The sequence below is a fragment of the Pseudomonas sp. PAGU 2196 genome (genome assembly GCF_022179005.1).
In the GTDB taxonomy this organism is placed as follows: domain Bacteria; phylum Pseudomonadota; class Gammaproteobacteria; order Pseudomonadales; family Pseudomonadaceae; genus Aquipseudomonas; species Aquipseudomonas kermanshahensis.
Genome location: NZ_BNTL01000007.1, coordinates 41137 through 62197, shown reverse-complemented (window position 1 = coordinate 62197; position 21061 = coordinate 41137). Strand labels below are relative to the sequence as shown.

Below are 21061 nucleotides of genomic sequence, written 5' to 3'. Positions count from 1 at the left end.
TTTGTGTGCGCGGCGGGAGCGGGTGGCTTCCCAGGTGACGCGCTGGAGACTATCTTGGTCGCAGCCCCCTGGGGCGATCTATCCACTTTCTCCGATAATCAATGCACCAAAAGAGTGCATACAGGACAATGCGTGACAACGCTCAACGCCTTGCAGGTTCAGGCTTTCCACACCACCGACGTCACCGAGCAGGTGCGTGCCACCCCTGGCTGGCAACAGCAATACCGGCAAATGTCGCCCGGGCATTTCAGCGGCGAACTGCGTTGCCTGGGGCTCGATGGCGTGGAGGTTTATGAAGAGCGGCTCAATACCCGTGTCGAGCAGTTCTTTCGCCCCCCCAGTGGATCGCTGGCGTTCTGTTTCGACCGCAGCGAAAACAGCCTGTACCTGCTCAACGAGCAGAGCCGCAATATCTGGATCACCCCGGAGAACTACGAAGAAGTGGCCGTGGTGTTCGACCAGGCGTTTCTGGCCCGTCATGGCCTGGATACGCAGCGCCTGGAAGGCTTGTTCATGGTGCCATTGGGCAGCGGCCAGAACGCCTTGTTCGGCAGTTGGCTGAGCGCCACCCTGACCCGTTTGGGCAACGCCGATTGCCCGCTGCAGGGGCAGGCGCTGGCGGAGCAGTTGCTGGAAGACTGCCTGTTCATCCTCGACAGTGCCTGCCAGCGGCTGGACAGCGGTGCGCTGGGCAGGCGCAGTGAAGAGCGCTCGATCATGCGCCGGGTCAGTGAATGGGCGGCGGATTGCCCCGAAGAAACCCTCAACCTGGTGGCACTGGCTGACGTGGCCGGAGTTTCGCTGCGCCAGTTGCAGCAGGCGTTCAAGGCCTTTACCGGTATGCCGCCGGGGACCTGGCTGCGGTTACGCCGGCTAAACGGTGCGCGACGGGACTTGTTGCGCGGTGGCGAGGTAACGGTAGCGGAAGTCGCCATGCGCTGGTCGTTCTGGCACCTGGGGCGGTTTTCCGAGAGTTACCGGCAGCTGTTCAAGGAGTTGCCGAGCGAGACCCTGAAGCGGGGCAGGGGCTGAGGGCCGGCAGCCGGCACATTGAACCCAGCACCCCCCACGGAAAGTTGCTATCGTGCCGACCTGTTTTCACCCGAGGTCCCGATGTTCTACCTGCCATTGCCCAGCGACCAAGCCGACCGCCTTGCCAGCGAACCCACCGCCAGCGACTTTTTCCCGACTGCCAGTTTGCTGGAGGCCGCGGCGGTGCTGTTTGTGCAAAATCTGCCACGCCAGCCAGCCACTGCAACGGCTGACGCTCAGGAGCGGCGCTTTGCCGAGATCGTGCGCATCGCCAACGAGGTCGAAACGGCCGCGCCGGGGCGCTTTAAAGGGCAGGTTGCGCAGCACTTCGACCGCGAGGCATTCGCCATGGGCCTTGGCATGCTGGGTGAGAATGGCATCGGTTTGCTGTCCGCCGAGGTCAATTACGACGTCGAGGACCTGCACGATGACCAAGGCCAGTGGAGTTTCCAATTTGCCGATACCTACCGCCAACAGGTCACGCCGCTGCACCCGGTTTATTTGCCATCGCTGGCCAGCGACCTGCTGTTGAGCGATCAACAAAACCGCTTGCTGCGCGAGTTTCTGTCAGGTGTTGACGAGTCGGTGGCGGTGCAAGGCTTTGCCGGCACCGGCAAGACGTTCCTGATCCACCAGTTCGCCCGTTTGCTCGACCCCCAGCGCACGCTGCTGCTGGCCTTGACCGAGGGCCAGCTGCGCGCGTTGCAGGCACGCGTCAAGGACGCCCAAGCCTACACCGCACTGACCTTCGGCCAACTGGCAGACGAGCTTCTCAACCGAGACCTCACCAGCAACGGTTGGCGCTTGCGTGACCCGTACCGCACCAAATTGTCCTGGCGCCCGCAGGAGGCGCAGGTGGTGAAGTGGCTGAATATCCCCGATATCGGCCCGCTCGCGGCCCGCGACGTGGTTGCCTTGTGCGTCAAGGCCGTGCGCAGTTTCTGCCGCAGCGGCGATGCAGAGGTCCAGCTGCACCATTTGCCCTGGGCCGGGCCGGGCACCTCGCCGCTGGACCAGGACGTGCTGCTGGAAAAGGCCCGGCTGTACTGGCACGAGCTGATTCGCCCCTCAGCGCGGGAGATTCAACTGCCGGTGCGTGATTACCACCGGGTCAAACTGCTGTCGCTGACCACTGACATGATCGACAGTCGGTACACCCACGTCATCGTCGACGAGGCCCACGAGCTGTCGGCACCGATGCTCGCCGTGCTGGACCGCAGCCCGCAGTCGATCATCACCCTGGGCGACGAGCTGCAGAACCTCAATGGCCTGAGCCCGCACCACGGTGGCTTCATCCGCCAGCGTTACATCGACCATTCGCTGCGCGCCGGGCCCGCCATGGATAACGTCCTCAACCCGCTGATCCAGGCGCACCCGGCCAAGATCCAGGCGGCATTCAGCGGCAGTGCCGAGCACTACACCCGGGTCAGTTTCTTCGACACGGTCACGGTCCCAGAGCAGCCCACGGCACTGATTGTCGATGACGAGTGGGGCCTGTTTGGCTGGTTCCAGCGCCTTACGCACCAAGGGGTGCCGTTCGTGTTGTTGAAGAGTGCGCGCAAGGATTTCGAGCTGTTCGTCGAAGATTGCATCGAGCTGTACCGCTACGGCACCCGGCCGCGTCACCCCATGCTGTTCCGCTACGCTAGCTGGCAGGCGTTGGAGCAGGACAAGGGCGACGACAAAGCCTTCGTGGCGGTCGCCAACATGCTGCGCAAGGGCTATACGCCAGAGCATTTCGCCAAGGCCAAGAGCCGTTATCGCTGGGACAAGGCGCCCAAGCTGTTCCTGGGGCGGGTGCGGGACGTGAAGAACATGGAATTCGCCCGGGTGATGGTGTCACCGGAGCTGATGGTCGCGCCCGTGGCGGCGGGCAATCGCAACGAACGGGCGCGGATGCTGGCGGGCCTGTATACCGCCTGTTCGCGGGCACGGCATGAACTGATCGTACCGGGGGGGATGCTGGACTGGGTGAAGGACCAGGTCAGGGACTGAGGAAATCGGGGCCGCCAGGCGGCCCCGATTCCCCCGTCAATTACGGTCCAGCCACACCGTTTGCGCGTTAGTGAATTCCCGCACACCAAAGTGCGACAATTCGCGGCCAAAACCACTCTTCTTCACGCCGCCAAAGGCGACGCGGGGGTCGGATGCGCAGTAGCCGTTGATGAATACGCCACCGGTATCCAGTGCTGCGGTCATGCGTTCAGCCAGCGCATAGTCGGCGGTGTAAATGGTCGACGCCAGGCCGAATTCGCTGTCGTTGGCCAATGCCACGGCATGGTCGGCATCCCGCGCAGTGATGATCGCCGCCACTGGCCCGAACAGTTCCTGCTTGAACGCGGTCATTTCCGGGGTGACGTTGGCAAACACGGTCGGTGCGTAGAAGTTGCCCACGCCTTCGATCTTGTTGCCGCCCAGCAGCAAAGTAGCGCCTTCGGCGAGTGTCGCCTGAACCTGCCCATCGAGTTCATCGCGCAGGTCGTAGCGGGCCATCGGGCCGATGTAGGTGTCGTCTTCCAGCGGGTTGCCAACCTTCAGCTGGCGCGTTGCTTCGACAAACTTTTGAGTGAACGCTTCAACGATGCTTTCTTCGATGATCAGGCGTTTGGCCGCCGCGCAAACCTGGCCGGTGTTCTGGTAGCGACCGATGACGGCCGCCTTGACTGCGGCATCCAGGTCGGCATCAGCCAGTACGATGAACGGGTCCGAGCCGCCCAGCTCCAGCACGCACTTCTTCAGCGCGGCGCCGGCTTGCGCACCGATCGCCATGCCAGCGCGCACGCTGCCGGTCAGGGTCACGGCGGCAATGCGAGGGTCGTTGATGGCGCGGGTGACACCGTCCGGCGTGACGTTCAGTACTTCAAAGACGCCTTCCGGCAGGCCGGCATCCTTGAACAGTTCGCCCAGCAAGTAGGCGCTGCCCATGACGTTCGGGGCGTGCTTGAGCACGTAGGTATTACCCGCCAGAATCGCCGGCACAGCACCGCGCAGCACTTGCCAGATCGGGAAGTTCCACGGCATCACGGCCAGGATCGGGCCCAGCGGGCGGTACTCGATGCGCGCTTTCTCGACCTGGGTTGGTTCCGCTGCCAGCATGGCAGGGCCGTGCTCGGCGTACCAACGGCACAACCCGACACACTTGCTCACTTCGCCACGGGCCTGGGTGATTGGCTTGCCGATTTCACGGCTGATCATTTGCGCGAACGCTTCGGCCTTGGTTTCCAGCGTGTTGGCCAGGGCGAGCAACCACTCACTGCGCTGACCCAGCGACACCTGGCGCCATTGGCCATAGCCCACCTTGGCGCGTTGCAGCGCCGCTTCCAGTGCGGCGTCGGTATCGAACGGGTAGGCGCCAATCTGCTCGCCGCTGTGCGGGTCGAGGGAGATGGCGTGGGTCAGGCTGCTGATCGCGCTCATGGTGGAAACTCTCGCTGTTGTTGATCCGTGACGCCAGACTAGTGGTGTAGGGATTTAATGAAAACTGAATAATAATGAGCGAAACATTCACGTTTGGAGAATGACTGTGGACCTGGTGCAACTGGAAATCTTCAAGGCAGTGGCCGAGCAAGGCAGCATCAGTGCCGCCGCGCAGCATATCCATCGGGTGCCCTCGAACCTGACCACACGTATCAAACAGCTGGAGGAAGACCTGGGCGTCGAGCTGTTCATCCGCGAGAAAAGCCGCCTGCGCCTGTCGCCAGCGGGCTGGAACTTTCTCGAATACACCCGGCGCATTCTCGACCTGGTGCACGAGGCGCGGCTAACGGTGGCCGGCGAAGACCCGCAGGGCACCTTTGCCCTGGGTTCGCTGGAAAGCACCGCAGCCGTGCGGATCCCGGCCTTGCTGGCGGCCTATAACCAGCGCTACCCCAAAGTCGACCTGGACCTCTCGACCGGGCCGTCGGGGACGATGCTAGAAGGGGTGCTGTCTGGGCGATTGGTCGCGGCCTTCGTCGATGGGCCGGTGTTGCACCCGACGCTGGAAGGCATGCCGGTATTCGAGGAAGAGATGATGGTCATCTCACCCCTCAACCATGCGCCGGTAACCCGCGCCCAAGACGTCAACGGCGAGAATATCTACGCGTTTCGGGCCAACTGCTCGTACCGCCACCACTTCGAGAACTGGTTTGTGCAGGATCAGGCCGTGCCGGGCAAGATCCACGAGATGGAGTCGTATCACGGCATGCTGGCATGTGTAAGTGCCGGTGCCGGGTTGGCCATGATGCCGCGCAGCATGCTCGACAACATGCCGGGGTGCAGCACGGTGAGCGCCTGGCCGATGTCGGAGGATTTCCGGTATTTGAAGACCTGGTTGGTGTGGCGGCGGGGGGCGGTTTCGCGCAGTTTGAGTATGTTTGTGAAGTTGTTGGAAGAGCGGCAGGGGAGTTTAGGTATGGCTGTAGATACCGTATAGATCAACTTGTGAGAACAGGGGCGTAGCTACCGGCGCTTGCCACGACCCGAAGGCTCTCTCTTCTTGGTTTAATCAACTCAGCGATGGACGCTGCTGTGTGATGCGCTGGCAATCAAGCTGGCGCCGCACGCGGTTTTCATGCCGTCAAGGGCGACGGGTACTCCGTTGACGCGGTACGTGTCACTGCCTTCGATGATTGGAAACTCGCCTTTGCACAGAGGGCAGAAAACCATGCTGCCTTCGCCGGCCATTGGTTTGCCGTTGAGGTTAGTATTGTCTATGGAGCCGATCACCATACCACCATGGTCGGTTGGATCCCCCGTCCTTACAATGCTCTACATGTGAATTTCTCTTGTGTGTTTCAGGTAGGGTAGGTCACTCAAATGACCCTTAATGCGGCGAATGCTACTGTGAGGGGATTTTAAGTGCGTACAGATTTTTGTAAAAGTCCCAATGAATAATTTTTGAGTTATTTTCATTTACGTATAGAGTGTTTACGTAATCTAGTTCTTGTGCGTATGGTTGCCATTCTTTCAGAGTGGTTGTAATTGCTGGGAAGGCATCATCTATGTTGATGATCATTATGGTTTCTGATTCCTTTAGGTCTATGAGTGATGCTGCGGCGAATGCCCATGATTATGCCTGTCGTGGCGCTATTTGATCTGTGTTGATGTAAGTCATGTTGTTTGATGATGGCTGTGTTCGATCGGTGTATGTTTAAAAGTTTGTAGGAAAAGTCGCTATCGCGTTCGTCGAAACTAAACAGCTCGAGCACTAGAGTGCATTCTTCCGGAAATTCACGATGTACTGGGTGATGGTTTCCTGTCGAGTATTTGGGTGTAAGAAAATGTGTGTTCGCTAGTCGTTTGCCGATCCAGCCGTTTTTGAATAAAGAGTGCAATATGCCCATGAAATATAAATGCGCACGTTGAAGCGCCGACTTGCTGCCCGTGCCCGGACGACCCTCTGTCAGCAAGAAAACGAGTGTCGTTAGAGGGCGTAATAATAGGTAAACCATCCTCAGAAGGAGGGTTCTACCATGCGTAATCATCACTATGCCCTTGGCGCTGCGCTACTGCTCACCCTGGCCATGCCCTGGACGTTGGCGGCGGCTGCCGACCTCAATGCGCCTATCGACATGCAGGCTGTCCAGCTGCAGTCGCAAGAGCAAAACGGCATCCGTTACCTGGAAGGCGGTATAGGCCAGGATGAAGCCAATGCCCTGCGCAAGACCAAAGGGTACGACTTGCATGTCGAACTCTCGGCAGGCCCGGGAAGCGAGTTCCAGAGTGGCGCCACAGTCGACATCCAGAGCGCACAGGGCCAACCCGTGCTGAGCGTTACCGACGTAGGCCCACTGCTCTATGTGCAGTTGCCACCGGGCCATTACAAAGTTACCGGCAACGCCCAAGGTGAGACGGTACAACAGCAGGTGGCCGTCGACGGCAAAGCGCCTGCCACGGTGAACCTGCACTGGCGTTGAATGGCACAGTCCGGGCAGGAGTACATCTGTACTCCTGCCGAATGGGAGCGCACCGCCATGAGCGTGGACCTTCAGCTGGAGATGTTGGACGAGCGGGGTTTTGTGTTGATCCCCGGTGTGCTCGAACCCCTGCGTATCGCTTTGCTGCGCTGCGCCATCGATGACTTGCAGCCCATTCACTGGGATTACCAAGGGCTGCTCGAACACTACAAGTGCGTGTTCAACCGCAACCCCCTGTGGTTGCCCTTTCTTGATCTGCCACCGCTTATCAACCTGGCCGAGGCCGCGCTCGGCGAGGACTGCCACGTGATCGGCCAGACTGCATGGCGCAGCCACCCCGGCTACCCCGGTATGGCGCTGCACCTTGATCACCTGCCCATGCAACTGCCTGCCTGGCTCAGCGAGCGAGGTGCCTTTACCCAGCCCATGCAGATCCTCACGGTGCAGCTGTACCTCAGCGATATCGATCACAGCATCGGGCCGACCTGGATCGTACCGGGTAGCCATCGGGCAGCACGCCCACCCGAGACCGGCGAATCCGACTGGCAAGGGCGTGAAGCGCATCCGGTGTTGTGCAAGGCGGGGGATGCATTGGTGTTTCGCAGTGATGTCTGGCACAGCGGCGGCGCCAATTGCACGCAGTCGCGTGAGCGCGACATGCTGCAGGTGCATTACGGCCGGCGCATGGTGGCGCAGAAGTTTTCGCCGTATTTGCACTGGCAATTCAACCCCCAGGTGCTGGAGGAGGCGACGCCGAGGCAGCGGCGGCTGTTGGGTGAGCATGAAGAGGCGGCCTACGACTGAATGGCGACAGGGCCCGTGATAAGGCGGTCGCCCTGGTATTAGCCAATGGTGGCAAACAGCTTTCAACTTTCTGATTATTTGGACAATAATCAGAGAAGTATTACTTGGTGTGACCGGTTTGGATGCGCCGGCCACCGCATAAGCTCGAGGGGCTCAAGCCCCCACTTTGCCCGTGTTGTAGACCATCAGGAGATGTCATTGATGAAAACCCGTCTCGCTGCTTCGCTGGCCGCTGCAGTGCTGGCCTTCGCGGGGGCCAACCTGGCCCAGGCCGCGCAGGTATCGGCTGCAGTTGGCGCCACCAGCCAAGGCGACATGACCTACCGTATCGGCCTGTCGTTCGACTGGGACAAGAAATGGCTGGAAAGCAGTACCGGATATGTGACCGGTTACTGGGATGCGGCCTACACCTATTGGGAAGGCGGCGACGCCAGCGGCGCGCACTCGTTGTCGTTCAGCCCGGTATTCACATACGAGTTCAGCGGTTTCACCTACACCCCCTACATCGAGGCCGGCATTGGCCTGGCGGCGTTTTCCAAGACTGAAGTGGGCGACCAGCGCCTGGGTTCGGCGGTCAACTTCGAAGACCGCATTGGTTTTGGCCTGAAGCTGCCAGGTGCGCAGAAGGTCGGCATCCGCGCGATGCATTACTCCAACGCGGGTATCAAACAGCCTAACGACGGGATCGAGTCGTACGCGTTGTTCTACAGCAAGGCGTTCTGATTTTGATGCGCTTTTTGTAGGAGCAGCCTTGCGCTGCGAAGAGGCCGGTACTGGCACTGCATATATGTTGCCGGTACCGGCCTCTTCGCAGCACAAGGCTGCTCCTACAGTCAGCTAGAAGGTGTACGAAACCCCGGCTTGCACCGTTCGCGGTGCGCCCGGGTACACGTAGTTGTTGAACGCCCCTTCGTCATACCCCTTGTTGAAGACGTTCTTCACATCCAGGTTCAGCCGCACGTGTTCATTGACCTTGTAGAAGCTGAGCAGGTCAACCACGCTGTAGCGCTCCATGGTGTAGGTCGTCACGGCTGTCTGGCCGGCGCGATCATCCACGTATTTCAGGCCAACCCCCAACCCCAGGCCTTTGACCGCGCCGTCCTGGAATTCGTAAGTGTTCAGCAGGCTGAAACTGTTGCGCGGGATGTTGGCCAGGTGGGTGCCGGTAGGCAAGCTGGTGTCCTTGGTGACTTCGGCATCGACATAGGCGTAGCCACCGATCACGCGCCACTCAGGGGTGATGTTGCCCGCAATGTTGATGTCCAGCCCGCGGCTGCGTACCTCACCTGCTGCGATGCTGTAGACCCCGGTGGGGTCGTTGGGGTCGCGTGCCAGCACGTTTTCCTTGACGATGTGGTACACCGCCGCATCGATGCTCAGCTGGCGATCGAGCGCTTCCCACTTCACACCCAGCTCGTAGGATTTACCCTTCTCCGGGTCGAAGCTGCCGCCCCCCGCAGGGGCGCCACTGTTGGGCTTGAATGAACGCGCCGTGTTGGCATAGACCGCCACCGTGTCGGTCAGGTCGTAGATCAGGCCAACGCGCGGGGTGACGCCGTTCTCGCCTTTGCTGAAGTCACGGGTGTCGACCAGCTTGTCGTCATAGTCATGCTCGAAGCGCTCGAAACGGATGCCGGCCAAGGCCTTGAGGCGCTCGGTCAACGCCACCTGGTCCTGAATGAAGAAGGCCCAGGTCTGCAGGTTTTCCTTGTCCCAGGTGGTGGTGCGTGTCAACGCGGGCCTTGGCTGGCCGAGCACCGGGTCGTAGATATCGATGGGGTAGGTGCCGACGGCTGCCGAGGAACGCTGGATGATCGAGTTGTAATCGTAGTTTTCGTACTCGATGCCGGTCAGCAGGGTGTGGCTGAAACCACCGGTGTCGAAATGCCCGGTAAGGTTTAACTGCCAGTCACGGTCAGTCCATTCCAGTTTGCGGTAGTTGAAGTTGCGCTGCAGGGTACGCCCGTCAGCGGGTGCGCCGTTGGCTTCCACCGCGTTGCCCTTGAGCGAGCCATCGAGAAACTGGAACCCGCCCCCCAACGTCCAGTTGTCATTGAGCAGGTGCTCGAAGCGCACCTGGGCCATGTTGTTGTCGTTGTGCAGCACGTTGTCGCTGCCTTTCTCCCAGATATAGGTGTCGCGCGAGGCGCTGCCGGTCTGGGTGGCATAGCGGGTCAGGCCGCGGTCCAGTGGGTGGTTGTTGCGCATGAAGTCGCCTTCGAAGACGATTCTGGTGCTGTCGTTGACCTGCCAGCTGACCACGGGCGCCACGTCATAGCGCTCGCTCTCGACATCATCGCGAAAGCTCTCGCCACCTTCGCCAAGCACGTTCAACCTGTAAGCGAGCGAGCCGTCCTCATTCAGCGGGCCGGTGGCATCGAGGGTGGCGCGGTGCATGCCTTGGTCGTCGATCTGGCTGCCCAGGGTGACCTTGCGTTCAGCCAGCGGTTGCTTGCTGACCACGTTGAAGGTGCCACCAGGGTCGCCACGGCCATACAGGCTGGTGGCCGGGCCGCGGATCACTTCAAGGCGCTCGACGGTGTTGGCGTCGGGGGCGTTGGGGTAGCCGCGGTTGATCGGGAAGCCATTGCGGTAGAACTCGCCCGTGGTAAAGCCACGCACCGTGAACGTGGTCAGGCCCTGGCCGCCAAAGTTGTTGGCGCGGCCAACGCCGCCGGCGTAATCCAGGCCATCTTGCAGCCGCGTGGCGCCGGTGTCTTCGAGCACGTCCTTGGGGACCACGCTGACCGATTGCGGGGTTTCGTGCAGGGCGGTGTCGGTGCGCGTGGCACTTGCCGAACGGCTGGCCTTGTAGCCGACGACCGGGCCATCGGCGCGTTCACTGTCGGCAGTACCGGTGATACTCAAGGCCTGGAGTTCAATCCGGGCGGGGTCGCTGGGCGATTCGGGCTCAGCCCAGGCCAGCGGGGAGACAGCATGAAGCACACAAAGCGAAACGAACGTGCGACGCATCGACGGTACGATCCTGGAGTAGGGCGCTAGCGGGAGGGTAGAAAGCGTCGCGAAACTACTACGAATCATTATCAAATGCATTCTTTTTAAATGGAGCGCGCGTGCCAAATGCCTACCTTCACCGCCGGCCCCTGTAGGAGCGGCCTTGCGTCGCGAAAGGGCCGCGCAGCGGCCCCCGATTTCAGTGTCACCTACAAAATTGCTGGGGCTGCTCCGCAGCCCTTTCGCGACGCAAGGCCACTTCTACAGGGGCTGCGGATTAATGACGAATCGGGCACATAGTTCGCCGAATACTCAATGCATCGCCTTGATCGCCAGCACATTGCACAGCGGATGCTCCAGCACATGCGCCGTGGTACCGCCCAAAAAGGTCTGCATGGCGTCGTGGCGGTGGCTGCCCATGACGATCACATCGACCCGGCTATGGCTGACGAACTGGGCAATCGCACGAATAGCTGGCCCCTCGACGAAATGCCTGCGCTCCAAGGGCACCTGGTGATGGTCGCCCAGGCGGTTGAATGCTGACCGTTGCGCAGCTCGCACACTGCCATCGAAGCCAGGCATGGTGACGGTGCCGGCACCGAAGTCGGCGATGTGGGTTCTGGCCGCGTCGCACACATGCAGCAGGTGCAGTTCGGCATTGCACTGCAGCGCCAGCGCATGGGCGCTGTGAATGACCTGCTCGTCGAGGTGTTCACCGGCGCCATGGCTGTTCAGGTCCACCGCGGCGGCAATCTGCTTGGGCAAGGGCAGGCGGATGTCACTGACCAGGTGCACGGCGACCGGGCTGTCCTTGAGCAACTGCCAGTCCAGCGGTGTCACCAGCAAGCGTTTGAGCACCGGTTCGTGCTGCACGTCCTTGATCAGCAGGTCGCAGCCCAAGCGTTCGATGCGCTCGAGCACGCTGGCCAACGGATCGCGGGTCAGCAGCAGTTCGGTCGACACATCCAGGCCGGCGTCGGCCATCTGCTCGGCTTCATCGGCCAGCCACTGGCGATTGTCGCTGAGCAGCCGTTCACGCTCCCGGCCATCGCTCATCAAACCGAAAGTGTCGACATCGTCGACGAATACGTTGATATCGAGTAGCGCACCGCTTGACTCTGCCAACGCCGCCGCGCGTTGTAGAGCCGGCGTGTGGCGCATCTGCGGGCCGAGCATGACGAACAAACGCTTGAACTGGCTCATCTCACACCTCCGCGTGTGGAAGCCCCCCGGTTCATGCCTGGTGATCTGGCCCTGTTCAGTCTAGACCCACGTAGGCACCCTTGGGCGCCGCTTCGCTTGCGCTTGCCGCAGACGGAGCCTGGGTGTCAGCGGCCTCTTTCCACCCGCCACCCAACGCCGCGTACAGATTCACCTCTGCCACCAACTGCGCCAGGCGGTTATTGATCAGCCCCTGCTGGGCACTGAACAACGAGCGCTGCGCGTCGAGAAAGGTCAGGCTGCTGTCCACGCCGATCCGGTAGCGGTGTTCAGCAAGGTTGTAGTAACGCTGGTTGGAGGCCACCAAGTCGCGTTGCGCCTGCAATTGCCGCTGGTAAGTCGCCCGTGCCGCCAAGCCGTCCGCCACTTCCTGAAAGGCGCTTTGGATTGCTTTTTCGTACTGCGCTACCTGAATGTCCTTCTGCAACTGGGCATAGTCCAGGCTGGCACGCAGGCTGCCGGCGGTGAAGATCGGCAGGTTGATCTGTGGCTGGAACAGCCAGGTCCCTGACCCTGCATCGAACAGCCCACTGAGCGCCGGGCTGGTACTGCCGGCATTGGCGGTCAGGCTGATGCTCGGGAAAAACGCCGCACGCGCGGCGCCAATATCGGCGTTGGCCGCACGCAGCTGGTATTCGGCCTGGAGGATGTCGGGGCGGCGTTGCAGCAGGTCTGACGGCAGCCCGGCTTGCAAACCGGCGATCTGTTCGTCGGCCAGCGGCAAGGCGCCGAGGCCGTCGGCCACAGGGGCGCCGACCAGTACCGTCAGTTGGTTGAGGTCTTGGGCGACTTGGCGTTTGTAACGGGCGACGGCCGCCCGGGTACTGTCGACGCTGGTCCGCGCCTGAATCTGGTCCAGGGCCGACACTGTGCCAGCGCGGCGCTGGTTGGCGGTCAGGCGCAGGCTGCGCTCGTCTGCGGCCAGGGTTTCGTTGGCCAGCGTCAGCAGTTCCTGGTCGGCACGCCAGGTCAGGTACACGCTGGCGACACTGGCCACTAGGCTCAATTGGGTGCTGCGCCGGGCCTGGTCGCTGGCTAGGTAAGTCAACAGCGCTTGGTCACTGAGGCTGCGCAGGCGACCGAACAGGTCCAGTTCATAAGCACTCACGCCTAGCGTCGCAGCAGTGGTGGAACTGATCATGCCCTGGTCGGTACCGGTCATGCGCCGCGGCAGGTACTGGCGTTGCCCCTGGCCATTGGCCGAGACCTTTGGCAACAGCTCGGCTCGCTGAATGCGGTATTGGGCGCGGTAGGCTTCGACATTGAGCGCCGCGCTGCGCAGGTCGCGGTTATTGGCCAGGGCGCTGTCGATCAGTTGGCGCAGGGCAGGGTCGTGGAACACCTGGCGCCAGTCCTCGATGGCCGGGTGCTTCTGCACATCGCCGGCGTAGGCCGGCCCTTGCGGGTACTGGAGGGAGACGGGTGTGTCCGGGCGCTGGTAGTCAGGGGCCAACGAACAGCCGCACAACAGCGCCGCGCACAGGATAAGGCTGGATCGGGGCATCAGAGGGTCTCGCAGAGTCAGGCGCCTGCCATCCACTTGGTCAAACCATGGCGGCCACTGACCCCCAGCTTGGCGGTGGCGCGCTTGAGGTAGGTTTCGATCGAGCTGTTCTTCACGTTAAGCCGCTGCGCCATTTCTGGCACCGTGCCGCCCGTCAGCAGGCCCAGGCAGACCTCCTGCTCACGCGTCGAAAGCCGCACGGCTTCTTGCACCAGCCGTTCGCCAAAGGAGTGGCGTAACGCGCCCGCCTGCAAATCGCACAGCGGCGAGCCGGCCTGCCGCGCGGCCCCTTGGTTGAGCAACTGGCCGTGGTGCTCGACCAGGGGCAGCAAGGTGTCGGACAGGCTTTTCAACTGCGACAACTCACTCAACGAAAAGCCCCGCTGGCTGGGCAGGCGGTGAAAGCAGATGACCCAGCGCCGGGCACCGCTGCAAGACACCAAGTTGCACTGGTGGGCGCTGTGGCGCGGGTGGTCGGTGTCCGGAGGGGCCTTGAACTCGATCAGCAGCGGGTCCTTCATCTGCATGATGCTCTGCAGCAGTGGGTGGCGCAGAGGGTCGACGCCGGGCAGTTCAGGTGCAGGGCCGGCGCTGCCGAGTACCCTGATGCGGCTGATGCTGGCGCCGTGTGGGTCGAGGGTCCATTCGCTGAGGTCGAGCCTGTGGATCGGCACTTGGGCATCGACCAGGTGCAACATCTGTTCGGCAAAGCCCTCGGCGCCGGTACTGGCGATCAGCTCGCCAAGTTGCAGATACAGCTGGGGGTCGGGGCGGTGTTCGAGGCTGTCGGTCAGCTTCATAGCGTTGTCATCCTTGATCCAAAGCATTACGGCGGGTGGTGTCGCTGGCGAGTCCTCCGGGTGGCGAGTGGTTTGTGGCGGTATTCAAGCCCGGCCTGGGGGCCGCGTCTGTAATGGAAAACAGGGACAGAAAGTGCCACCGATTACGGATCAGTGGGGCAGGGCACTTACAGGCGAGACGCTGCACATGAACGGATCAGCCAGCCAATTGACGTCAGAAGCGTGGCGATCAAGGCCTGATCACGACCGATGGCCCCTTCCGTAGGCCAAACCGGGCAGCCGCTGTGGCAAATCTCCTACATGTTTTTCAGCAGCCATCGACAGGCCCGGTGCGTGTCCGGGTTTCGGGGGCCATACAGCCTGAAGGTAGGGTGCTTGAATCCGCGGATGATCAACCAGAAGGACCTGACGAACCATGCCTGCCGCCCAAACCTTTGCCCTGACCGTTGCCCAGCGCGACATCTGGCTGGACCAGATCAGCCACGGCGACTCGCCGCTGTACAACATCGGCGCGTACGTCGAACTGGCCGGCGGGGTGGATGCCGAGCGGCTAAACCGGGCACTGGCGCACCTGGTCGCCCAGCATGATGGCCTGCGCACTGTGCTGGTGACGCACGCGGGCCAGGGAGGGGTAGCCCGCCAGTACTTTGCCGAGGCCCTCGATGTGCAGCTGGTGCAGCAAGATGTCCGCAGCGCGGATGACCCGTTCGGCGCTGCCCAAGGCCTGTTGCAAACACAGATGCAGACACCGTACCGCCTGGATGCCAGCCCACTGTGGGGGGCGACATTGATCCGCCTGGGCGAGCAGCGGTACCTGTTTGCCGTGCAGGCTCATCACCTGATTCTCGATGGCTGGGGTGTGGACCAGTGGTTCAAGCAGATCGCCGACTATTACCGCCTGCTTGAACAGGGGCTGGCATTGCCAGATAGCGCCCCGTCTTACCGCGCGTTCATCGAGGACGATGCCCAGTACCAGGGTTCGCCACGCCATGACCGCGACCGCGATTACTGGCTGGCCAAGTACCAGCAGCTACCCGATGCTTTGCTGGCACCCCGCGAGCGCAATGCGCAGCACGTGTCGCCGCCCAGTGCGGTACTCGAACAGCCCTTCGATACCCGCTTGCTGGCACGTATGCGGGCCCTCGGCACCACGCTGCAGGCCTCGCCCTTCCATGTGCTGCTGGCGGCGTTGCATGTGTGCAGCGCACGTACCTGGCAGCGTGACGAGTGGGTGGTCGGCCTGCCGGTGCGCAACCGTGGCAACGCCCAGTTCAAGTCGACCCTGGGGCTGTTTACCCAAGTCAGCGCGCTGCGCATGGACTTTGGCCGTGAACGCTCGTTTAGCGCGCTGGTACACGGGATCCGCGATGCGCTCAAGCAAGACTTTCGCCATCAGCGTTTCGCCCTCAGCGAACTCAACCGCAGCCTCGGCGCATTGCGTGAAGAACGGCCTCAACTGTTCGAGCTGATGGTGTCATTCGAGGAGGATGGCAACGACCTACGCTTCGGTGACGTGCCCGGCCACACGGTGATGGTCTGCAATGGCCACGAGCCCACGCCCCTGAGCATCCACCTGCGTTGCAACAGCCAACGCGACAGCGCGTGCCTGCACCTGGTGCACAACCGCGCCTGGTTCAGCGAAGAGGACGTTACGGCGTTGGCCGAGCGCTTGCTGCATGTGCTGGAGCAAGGCCTGGAGCAGCCCGAACAAAGTATCGCGGCGTTCGACCTGCTGACCGCCCGCGAGCACGCCCGCCTGCGGCAGTGGAATGCGACGGCGCAAGCAGCGCCTGAACAGGCTGAGGCGTTGATCCATCGTCGTATCCAAGCCCAGGCCAACGCCACGCCACACGCCGTGGCGGCGCTGCACGACGGCCAGCGCCTGAGCTATGGCGAACTCGACCGGCGTGCCGACGCGCTGGCCCGGCACCTGGCAGCCCTTGGCGCCAAGCCTGACCAACGGGTAGCGGTGGTCGCCCAGCGCGGCCTGGACACCTTGGTCGGCCTGCTGGCTGTGCTCAAGGCCGGGGCCGCTTACGTGCCGATCGACCCAGCCCACCCGCAGGAGCGCCTGGCCTATCTGCTGCAAGACAGCGCGCCAGCCGTGGTGCTGACCCAGTCGCGGCTGCTCGGCCGCCTTCCGCCCCATGGCCTGCCACAGATCGTGTTGGACCGCTGGAACTGGAACACGGCAACCGCCGCAATGCCAGCGCCTGTGCAGCCGCAAGCGAGCGACCTGGCCTATGTCATCTACACCTCTGGCTCCACCGGCCAGCCAAAGGGCGTGATGGTCGAGCACCACATGCTGGCCAACCTGGTCGACTGGCACTGCAGTGCCTTCAACTTGGGCCCCGGGCGCCACCAGTCGAGCCTGGCCGGCTTCGGCTTTGACGCCATGGCTTGGGAGGTGTGGCCCGCGCTGTGCAGTGGCGCTACTTTGCACCTGGCACCGGTGCGTGATGGTGCTGAAGACATCGAAGCCTTGCTCAGTTGGTGGCGCGCCCAGCCGCTGGATGTCAGCTTCCTGCCCACCCCGGTGGCCGAGCATGCCTTCGCCCAGGGCGAGCTGCACCCGACCTTGCAGACCCTGCTGATTGGCGGCGACCGCCTGCGGCGCCTGGCCCGCGAGCGGCGCTATCGGGTCATCAACAACTATGGCCCCACCGAAACCACGGTGGTGGCGACGTCGGGCGAAGTAAACGCCGGCGGCCCGCTCCATATCGGCCGCCCGGTGGCCAACACCCAGGTGTACGTCCTCGATGAGCAGTGCCGTCTACTGCCGATCGGCGCCCCAGGCGAATTGTATGTGGGCGGCAAGGGGGTGGCCCGGGGTTACCTCAACCGGCCGCAGATGACCGCCGAGCGTTTTCTCGACGACCCGTTCAGTGCGCTGCCAGGGGCACGCATGTACCGCACGGGCGACCTGGTGCGCTGGCTGCCCGATGGCACGCTGGAGTACCTCGGGCGCAATGACGACCAGGTGAAAATCCGCGGTGTGCGGGTTGAACTGGCCGAAATCGAAGCTGCCCTGGCCAGCCATGCGTCAGTGCGCGAGTGTGTGGTGATGCTGCGCGAAGGCCAGTTGCAGGCTTGGTTCATTGGCGAGGCGGCGGTGGAGCCCAGGGCGCTGCATGACCACTTGCGCGAGCGGCTGCCAGTCGCTCTGTTGCCGGTGGCCTATGTCAACTTGACCAGTTGGCCATTGACTGCCAATGGCAAACTCGACCGCCGTGCCTTGCCGACAGCGGACGAAGCCGCCAAGGTGCGTCGCGAGCACGAGGTACCGATCGGCGACGTCGAGCAACGCCTGGCCTTGCTGTGGGCCGAATTGCTGCAGGTCGAGCGGGTAGGGCGCCAGGACCACTTCTTCGAGCTGGGCGGCCACTCGCTGCTGGCCGTGCAACTGATCGAGAGGATGCGCCAGCAGGGCCTGCAAGCCGATGTACAGGTACTGTTCGGCCAATCGACCCTGGCCAGCCTTGCGGCCAGCGTAGTGGTCGGCGAAGCCGCGCGCGTGCCGGCCAACCGGGTTCCGCCAGGGTGCCAGCACATCACGCCGAGCATGCTCACCCTCAGCGAACTCTCGCAGGTTGATATCGACCGCATCGTTGCCACGGTGCCGGGCGGCGCAGGCAACGTACAGGAAATCTATCCGCTGGCGCCCCTGCAACAAGGCCTGCTTTACCACCACGTCACCGATGCTCGCGACCCGTACCAGCAGCAGGCGTTGTTTACCTTTGCCAGCCGCATGCAGTTAGAGGCCTTCACCGAAGCGTTGCAGCAGGTGATAGACCGTCACGACATCTTGCGCACCAGCCTGGCCTGGGAGGGGCTTGAACAGCCCCAGCAGGTGGTCTGGCGCCAGGCCCTTCTGACGGTCGACAACTGGGTGGGGGAGGCACACGCAGGCAACATTGCCGGGCAAATGCGCAGCCAGTTCGACCCCCAGCAACGGCCCTTGGACCTGCGCCAGGCACCGATGATGGCGCTGGCCTGCGCCGAGGATGCCCAGCACGGGCGTTGGTTGGGCTTGCTGCGCTTCCACCACTCGGTCAACGATGCCGTTTCGCTGCAGGTGCTGTTGGGCGAGCTGGACGCCTTCATGGCGAGGCGCGGCGAGCCGTTGCCGGCACCTGTGCCGTATCGTGACTACGTGGCGCTAAGCGCTGCCCCCGAGCGTCAGGCTCGGCACGAAGCCTTCTTCCGCGAGCAACTGGCTGGCGTCGAACCACCAGCGCCGATTGCCGGGCTGGGTGGCGAGCCGGTCGACGAGGGTGACCTGCACAGCCACAGCCAGGTGATCGATGCGCCGCTGGCAGGCCTGTTGCGCGCTCAGGCCCGGCACCATGGCGCAAGTCTGGCCAGCCTGCTGCACCTGGCCTGGGCCCAGGTGCTTGGCGCCCTCGGAGGGCGTGATGAGGTCACCCTGGGCACCGTGTTGCTGGGCCGCAGCATGGCTGGCAACGGGGCTGATCGTGCCCTAGGCATGTTCATCAACAGCGTGCCCTTGCGGGTAGGCCTGGCGAATCGCTCGGTCGACCAGGCGCTGAGCGAGACCCACGCGCGGCTGGCGGCCTTGCTCGGCCATGAAGATGCGCCGCTGATCCTCGCCCAGCAGTGCAGTGGCTTGCCCGCTGGCACGCCGCTGTTCAACAGCCTGATCAACTACCGCCAAGGGGCAGTAATGCTCGGTCCGGTATTGCCGGGCGTAGAGCTGGCCGAAGCCAGTGAAGTACACAGCCATGGCCTGGTCCTCACGGTGGACGACCATGCCGACGGGCTACAGTTCGCCCTGCGCGCGCCGCGTGCGATTGGCGCGCAGCGGGTGCTGAACTACCTGTTGACCACCTTGCGCCAACTGGGCAATGCCCTGGCCGAGCGCCGCAGCACGCGCCTGGATGCACTGTGCGCGGTGCCAGACGGCGAGCTGCACCGCTTGCTGCAGGGTTTTAACGCCACCGAAGACCCGCAAAGCCCGGTCAGGCAGACCTTGCCGGCGCTGTTTCAGGCCCAGGTGCGGCGTACACCCCACGCCATCGCGCTGCAGGCTGAGGACGGCTGCCTCGATTACCAGACCCTCAACGCCCAGGCCAACCGCCTGGCCCACCACCTGATCGCCCTGGGTGTTAAGCCCGACGCGCGGGTGGCGGTTTGTGTCGAACGTGGCGTTGCACTGATGGTCGCCTTGCTGGGCGTGCTCAAGGCCGGCGGCGCCTACGTGCCACTCGACCCTGCTTACCCGGCCGAGCGGCTGCGCTTCATGTTGGAAGACAGCACGCCGTCGGTGGTGCTGGTGCACGGCGCTACCCTGGGCCTGTTCGAGCCAATGCCAGGCCCTGTGCTTGACCTTGACCGTGGCGATTGGCACGCCTGCTCGGCAGCCGACCCGCAAGTGCCGGGCCTGGGCCCGAGGCAGTTGGCCTATGTGATGTACACCTCGGGCTCCACCGGCACCCCGAAGGGGGTGATGGTCGAACACCGGGGCCTGTGCAACCTGATGCACTGGGGTTCGCGCATCTGCCCGCCACGCCCGGGCGATGCCTTGCTGCAACGGGCGCCGTTCACCTTCGACGGTTCGGTCTGGGAGCTGTTCTGGCCGCTGACCGCCGGCTTGCGCCTGGTCCTGGCGCGCCCTGACGGGCACCGTGACCCGGCGTACCTGGTGCAGTTGGTGCAGGCCAGGCAGGTGACCACGATCAAATTCGTCCCGGCGCTGCTTCATCAGTTTCTGGAAGAGCCGGGTGTTGAGCGTTGCACTAGCCTGACGGACATCTTCTGCGGCGGCGGTGAACTGACATTGGCGCTGGTGCAACGCCTGCGCGAACGTCTGCCCACGGTGCGCCTGCACAACGTCTATGGCCCTACCGAAGCGACAGTCGACAGCACCGCCTGGACCCTGCAGCCCCACGAACCGCTGCCATTGATCGCGCCGCCGATTGGCCGGCCGATCGCCAATACCCGCCTGTATGTGCTCGATGCGCATGACCGCCCGGTGCCACTCGGCGCGGTGGGCCAGTTGCACATTGGCGGCGTCGGCGTGGCCCGCGGCTACCTCGGGTTGCCGGCATTGCAGGCTGAGCGCTTCATCGCCAGCCCGTTCGTCGAGGGCGACCGCCTGTACCGCACCGGCGACTTGGTGCGCTACCGCCTGGACGGTGAGCTGGACTTTGTCGGCCGCAACGATTTCCAGGTCAAGCTGCGTGGGTTGCGGGTCGAGCTGGGGGAAATCGAAGCGTCGCTGACGGCGCATCCGGCCATTGGGCAGGCCGTGGTGCTGATGCGCGAAGAGCGCCTGGTGGCCTACTTCACCTGCTGCGAGGGCAGCAGCGCGCCCGCGCTTGAAGTGCTGCGCAGCCACGTGCTGGCGCGCATGCCCGACTACATGGTGCCGCAGGCGTTCGTGGCCCTGGCCGAGCTGCCGTTGAGCAACAACGGCAAGGTCGACCGCCAGGCCTTGCCAGCGCCCGGGGCCGAGTCGGTGATCAGCCGCCAGTACCATGCCCCGCGTGGCGAGCTGGAAACCGCGCTGGCCGAGATCTGGACCGATGTGCTGAAGATCGAGCAGGTTGGGCGTGACGACAACTTCTTCGAACTGGGCGGCCACTCGCTGCTGGCGGTCAGCCTGGTGGCACGCATGCGCCAGGCCGGGTTGCATGTGGATGCCCGCACCTTGTTCAGCCAGCCGACCCTGGCTGCGCTGGCCGCCAGCACCCGCCTCGAGCAGGTCGAGGTGGTGATACCGCAGACCACCATTCCCAGCCTGGGTAAACGCAGGCGCATCTAAGATCGCCGGGGCCGCGTTGCGGCCCATCGCCGGCAAGCCAGCTCCTACAGGGGCCTCACAAGGT

The 21061-nt window shown here is 63.2% G+C and carries 13 protein-coding genes; 7 read left to right on the top strand and 6 right to left on the bottom strand.

Features of this window, described 5'->3' with window-relative positions:
- Window positions 1–132: 132 nt before the first annotated feature.
- Complete coding sequence (locus MFF34_RS06970; RefSeq protein WP_027596785.1) at window positions 133–1032, top strand: helix-turn-helix domain-containing protein; 900 nt, start codon at window positions 133–135, stop codon at window positions 1030–1032.
- An 81-nt stretch (window positions 1033–1113) separates the two neighbouring features.
- Window positions 1114–3027, top strand: a complete 1914-nt coding sequence (locus MFF34_RS06965; protein ID WP_238211685.1) for an AAA family ATPase — start codon at window positions 1114–1116, stop codon at window positions 3025–3027.
- 36 nt (window positions 3028–3063) lie between these two features.
- Here MFF34_RS06965 and MFF34_RS06960 read toward each other — a convergent pair whose 3' ends face one another.
- On the bottom strand, window positions 3064–4449 hold the full coding sequence (locus MFF34_RS06960; RefSeq protein WP_027596787.1) for an aldehyde dehydrogenase family protein: 1386 nt from the start codon (window positions 4447–4449) through the stop codon (window positions 3064–3066).
- A 106-nt stretch (window positions 4450–4555) separates the two neighbouring features.
- On the opposite strand from MFF34_RS06960, the gene MFF34_RS06955 reads away from it, so the two are divergent.
- Window positions 4556–5446 (top strand): LysR family transcriptional regulator, encoded by an 891-nt coding sequence (locus MFF34_RS06955; RefSeq protein WP_099430907.1) that lies wholly within the window; start codon window positions 4556–4558, stop codon window positions 5444–5446.
- A 77-nt stretch (window positions 5447–5523) separates the two neighbouring features.
- On the opposite strand, the gene MFF34_RS06950 is transcribed toward MFF34_RS06955, so the two are convergent.
- Window positions 5524–5778 (bottom strand): PAAR domain-containing protein, encoded by a 255-nt coding sequence (locus tag MFF34_RS06950; RefSeq protein ID WP_283236615.1) that lies wholly within the window; start codon window positions 5776–5778, stop codon window positions 5524–5526.
- 707 nt (window positions 5779–6485) lie between these two features.
- On the opposite strand from MFF34_RS06950, the gene MFF34_RS06945 reads away from it, so the two are divergent.
- The 3 genes from MFF34_RS06945 to MFF34_RS06935 all read left to right on the top strand — a co-directional run bounded on the left by MFF34_RS06945 (window position 6486) and on the right by MFF34_RS06935 (window position 8456).
- Window positions 6486–6929, top strand: coding sequence for a carboxypeptidase regulatory-like domain-containing protein (locus MFF34_RS06945; protein WP_238211680.1), 444 nt, complete (start codon window positions 6486–6488; stop codon window positions 6927–6929).
- Window positions 6930–6986: 57 nt separating this feature from the next.
- Entirely contained in the window at window positions 6987–7733 is a 747-nt protein-coding gene (locus MFF34_RS06940; RefSeq protein ID WP_238211677.1) for a phytanoyl-CoA dioxygenase family protein, read from the top strand.
- 201 nt (window positions 7734–7934) lie between these two features.
- Complete coding sequence (locus tag MFF34_RS06935) at window positions 7935–8456, top strand: acyloxyacyl hydrolase (RefSeq protein WP_027596791.1); 522 nt, start codon at window positions 7935–7937, stop codon at window positions 8454–8456.
- A gap of 114 nt (window positions 8457–8570) precedes the next feature.
- On the opposite strand, the gene MFF34_RS06930 is transcribed toward MFF34_RS06935, so the two are convergent.
- From MFF34_RS06930 to MFF34_RS06915, 4 genes are all read right to left on the bottom strand, one after another.
- Window positions 8571–10706, bottom strand: a complete 2136-nt coding sequence (locus MFF34_RS06930; protein WP_186676896.1) for a TonB-dependent siderophore receptor — start codon at window positions 10704–10706, stop codon at window positions 8571–8573.
- A 294-nt stretch (window positions 10707–11000) separates the two neighbouring features.
- Complete coding sequence (locus MFF34_RS06925) at window positions 11001–11891, bottom strand: universal stress protein (protein WP_238211675.1); 891 nt, start codon at window positions 11889–11891, stop codon at window positions 11001–11003.
- Between the two features lie 55 nt (window positions 11892–11946).
- Entirely contained in the window at window positions 11947–13413 is a 1467-nt protein-coding gene (locus tag MFF34_RS06920) for an efflux transporter outer membrane subunit (RefSeq protein WP_238211657.1), read from the bottom strand.
- 17 nt (window positions 13414–13430) lie between these two features.
- Window positions 13431–14213: a helix-turn-helix transcriptional regulator gene (locus tag MFF34_RS06915; protein ID WP_238211655.1), complete on the bottom strand. Its 783-nt coding sequence runs from the start codon at window positions 14211–14213 to the stop codon at window positions 13431–13433.
- A 415-nt stretch (window positions 14214–14628) separates the two neighbouring features.
- On the opposite strand from MFF34_RS06915, the gene MFF34_RS06910 reads away from it, so the two are divergent.
- Complete coding sequence (locus MFF34_RS06910) at window positions 14629–20997, top strand: non-ribosomal peptide synthetase (RefSeq protein WP_238211652.1); 6369 nt, start codon at window positions 14629–14631, stop codon at window positions 20995–20997.
- Window positions 20998–21061 lie beyond the last annotated feature (64 nt).

Coding starts and splice junctions, on each gene's coding strand:
- MFF34_RS06965 (WP_238211685.1), top strand. CDS start 1,114: ATGTTCTACCTGCCATTGCCCAGCGACCAAGCCGACCGCCTTGCCAGC.
- MFF34_RS06960 (WP_027596787.1), bottom strand. CDS start 4,449: ATGAGCGCGATCAGCAGCCTGACCCACGCCATCTCCCTCGACCCGCAC.
- MFF34_RS06945 (WP_238211680.1), top strand. CDS start 6,486: ATGCGTAATCATCACTATGCCCTTGGCGCTGCGCTACTGCTCACCCTG.
- MFF34_RS06940 (WP_238211677.1), top strand. CDS start 6,987: ATGAGCGTGGACCTTCAGCTGGAGATGTTGGACGAGCGGGGTTTTGTG.
- MFF34_RS06935 (WP_027596791.1), top strand. CDS start 7,935: ATGAAAACCCGTCTCGCTGCTTCGCTGGCCGCTGCAGTGCTGGCCTTC.
- MFF34_RS06930 (WP_186676896.1), bottom strand. CDS start 10,706: ATGCGTCGCACGTTCGTTTCGCTTTGTGTGCTTCATGCTGTCTCCCCG.
- MFF34_RS06925 (WP_238211675.1), bottom strand. CDS start 11,891: ATGAGCCAGTTCAAGCGTTTGTTCGTCATGCTCGGCCCGCAGATGCGC.
- MFF34_RS06920 (WP_238211657.1), bottom strand. CDS start 13,413: ATGCCCCGATCCAGCCTTATCCTGTGCGCGGCGCTGTTGTGCGGCTGT.
- MFF34_RS06915 (WP_238211655.1), bottom strand. CDS start 14,213: ATGAAGCTGACCGACAGCCTCGAACACCGCCCCGACCCCCAGCTGTAT.
- MFF34_RS06910 (WP_238211652.1), top strand. CDS start 14,629: ATGCCTGCCGCCCAAACCTTTGCCCTGACCGTTGCCCAGCGCGACATC.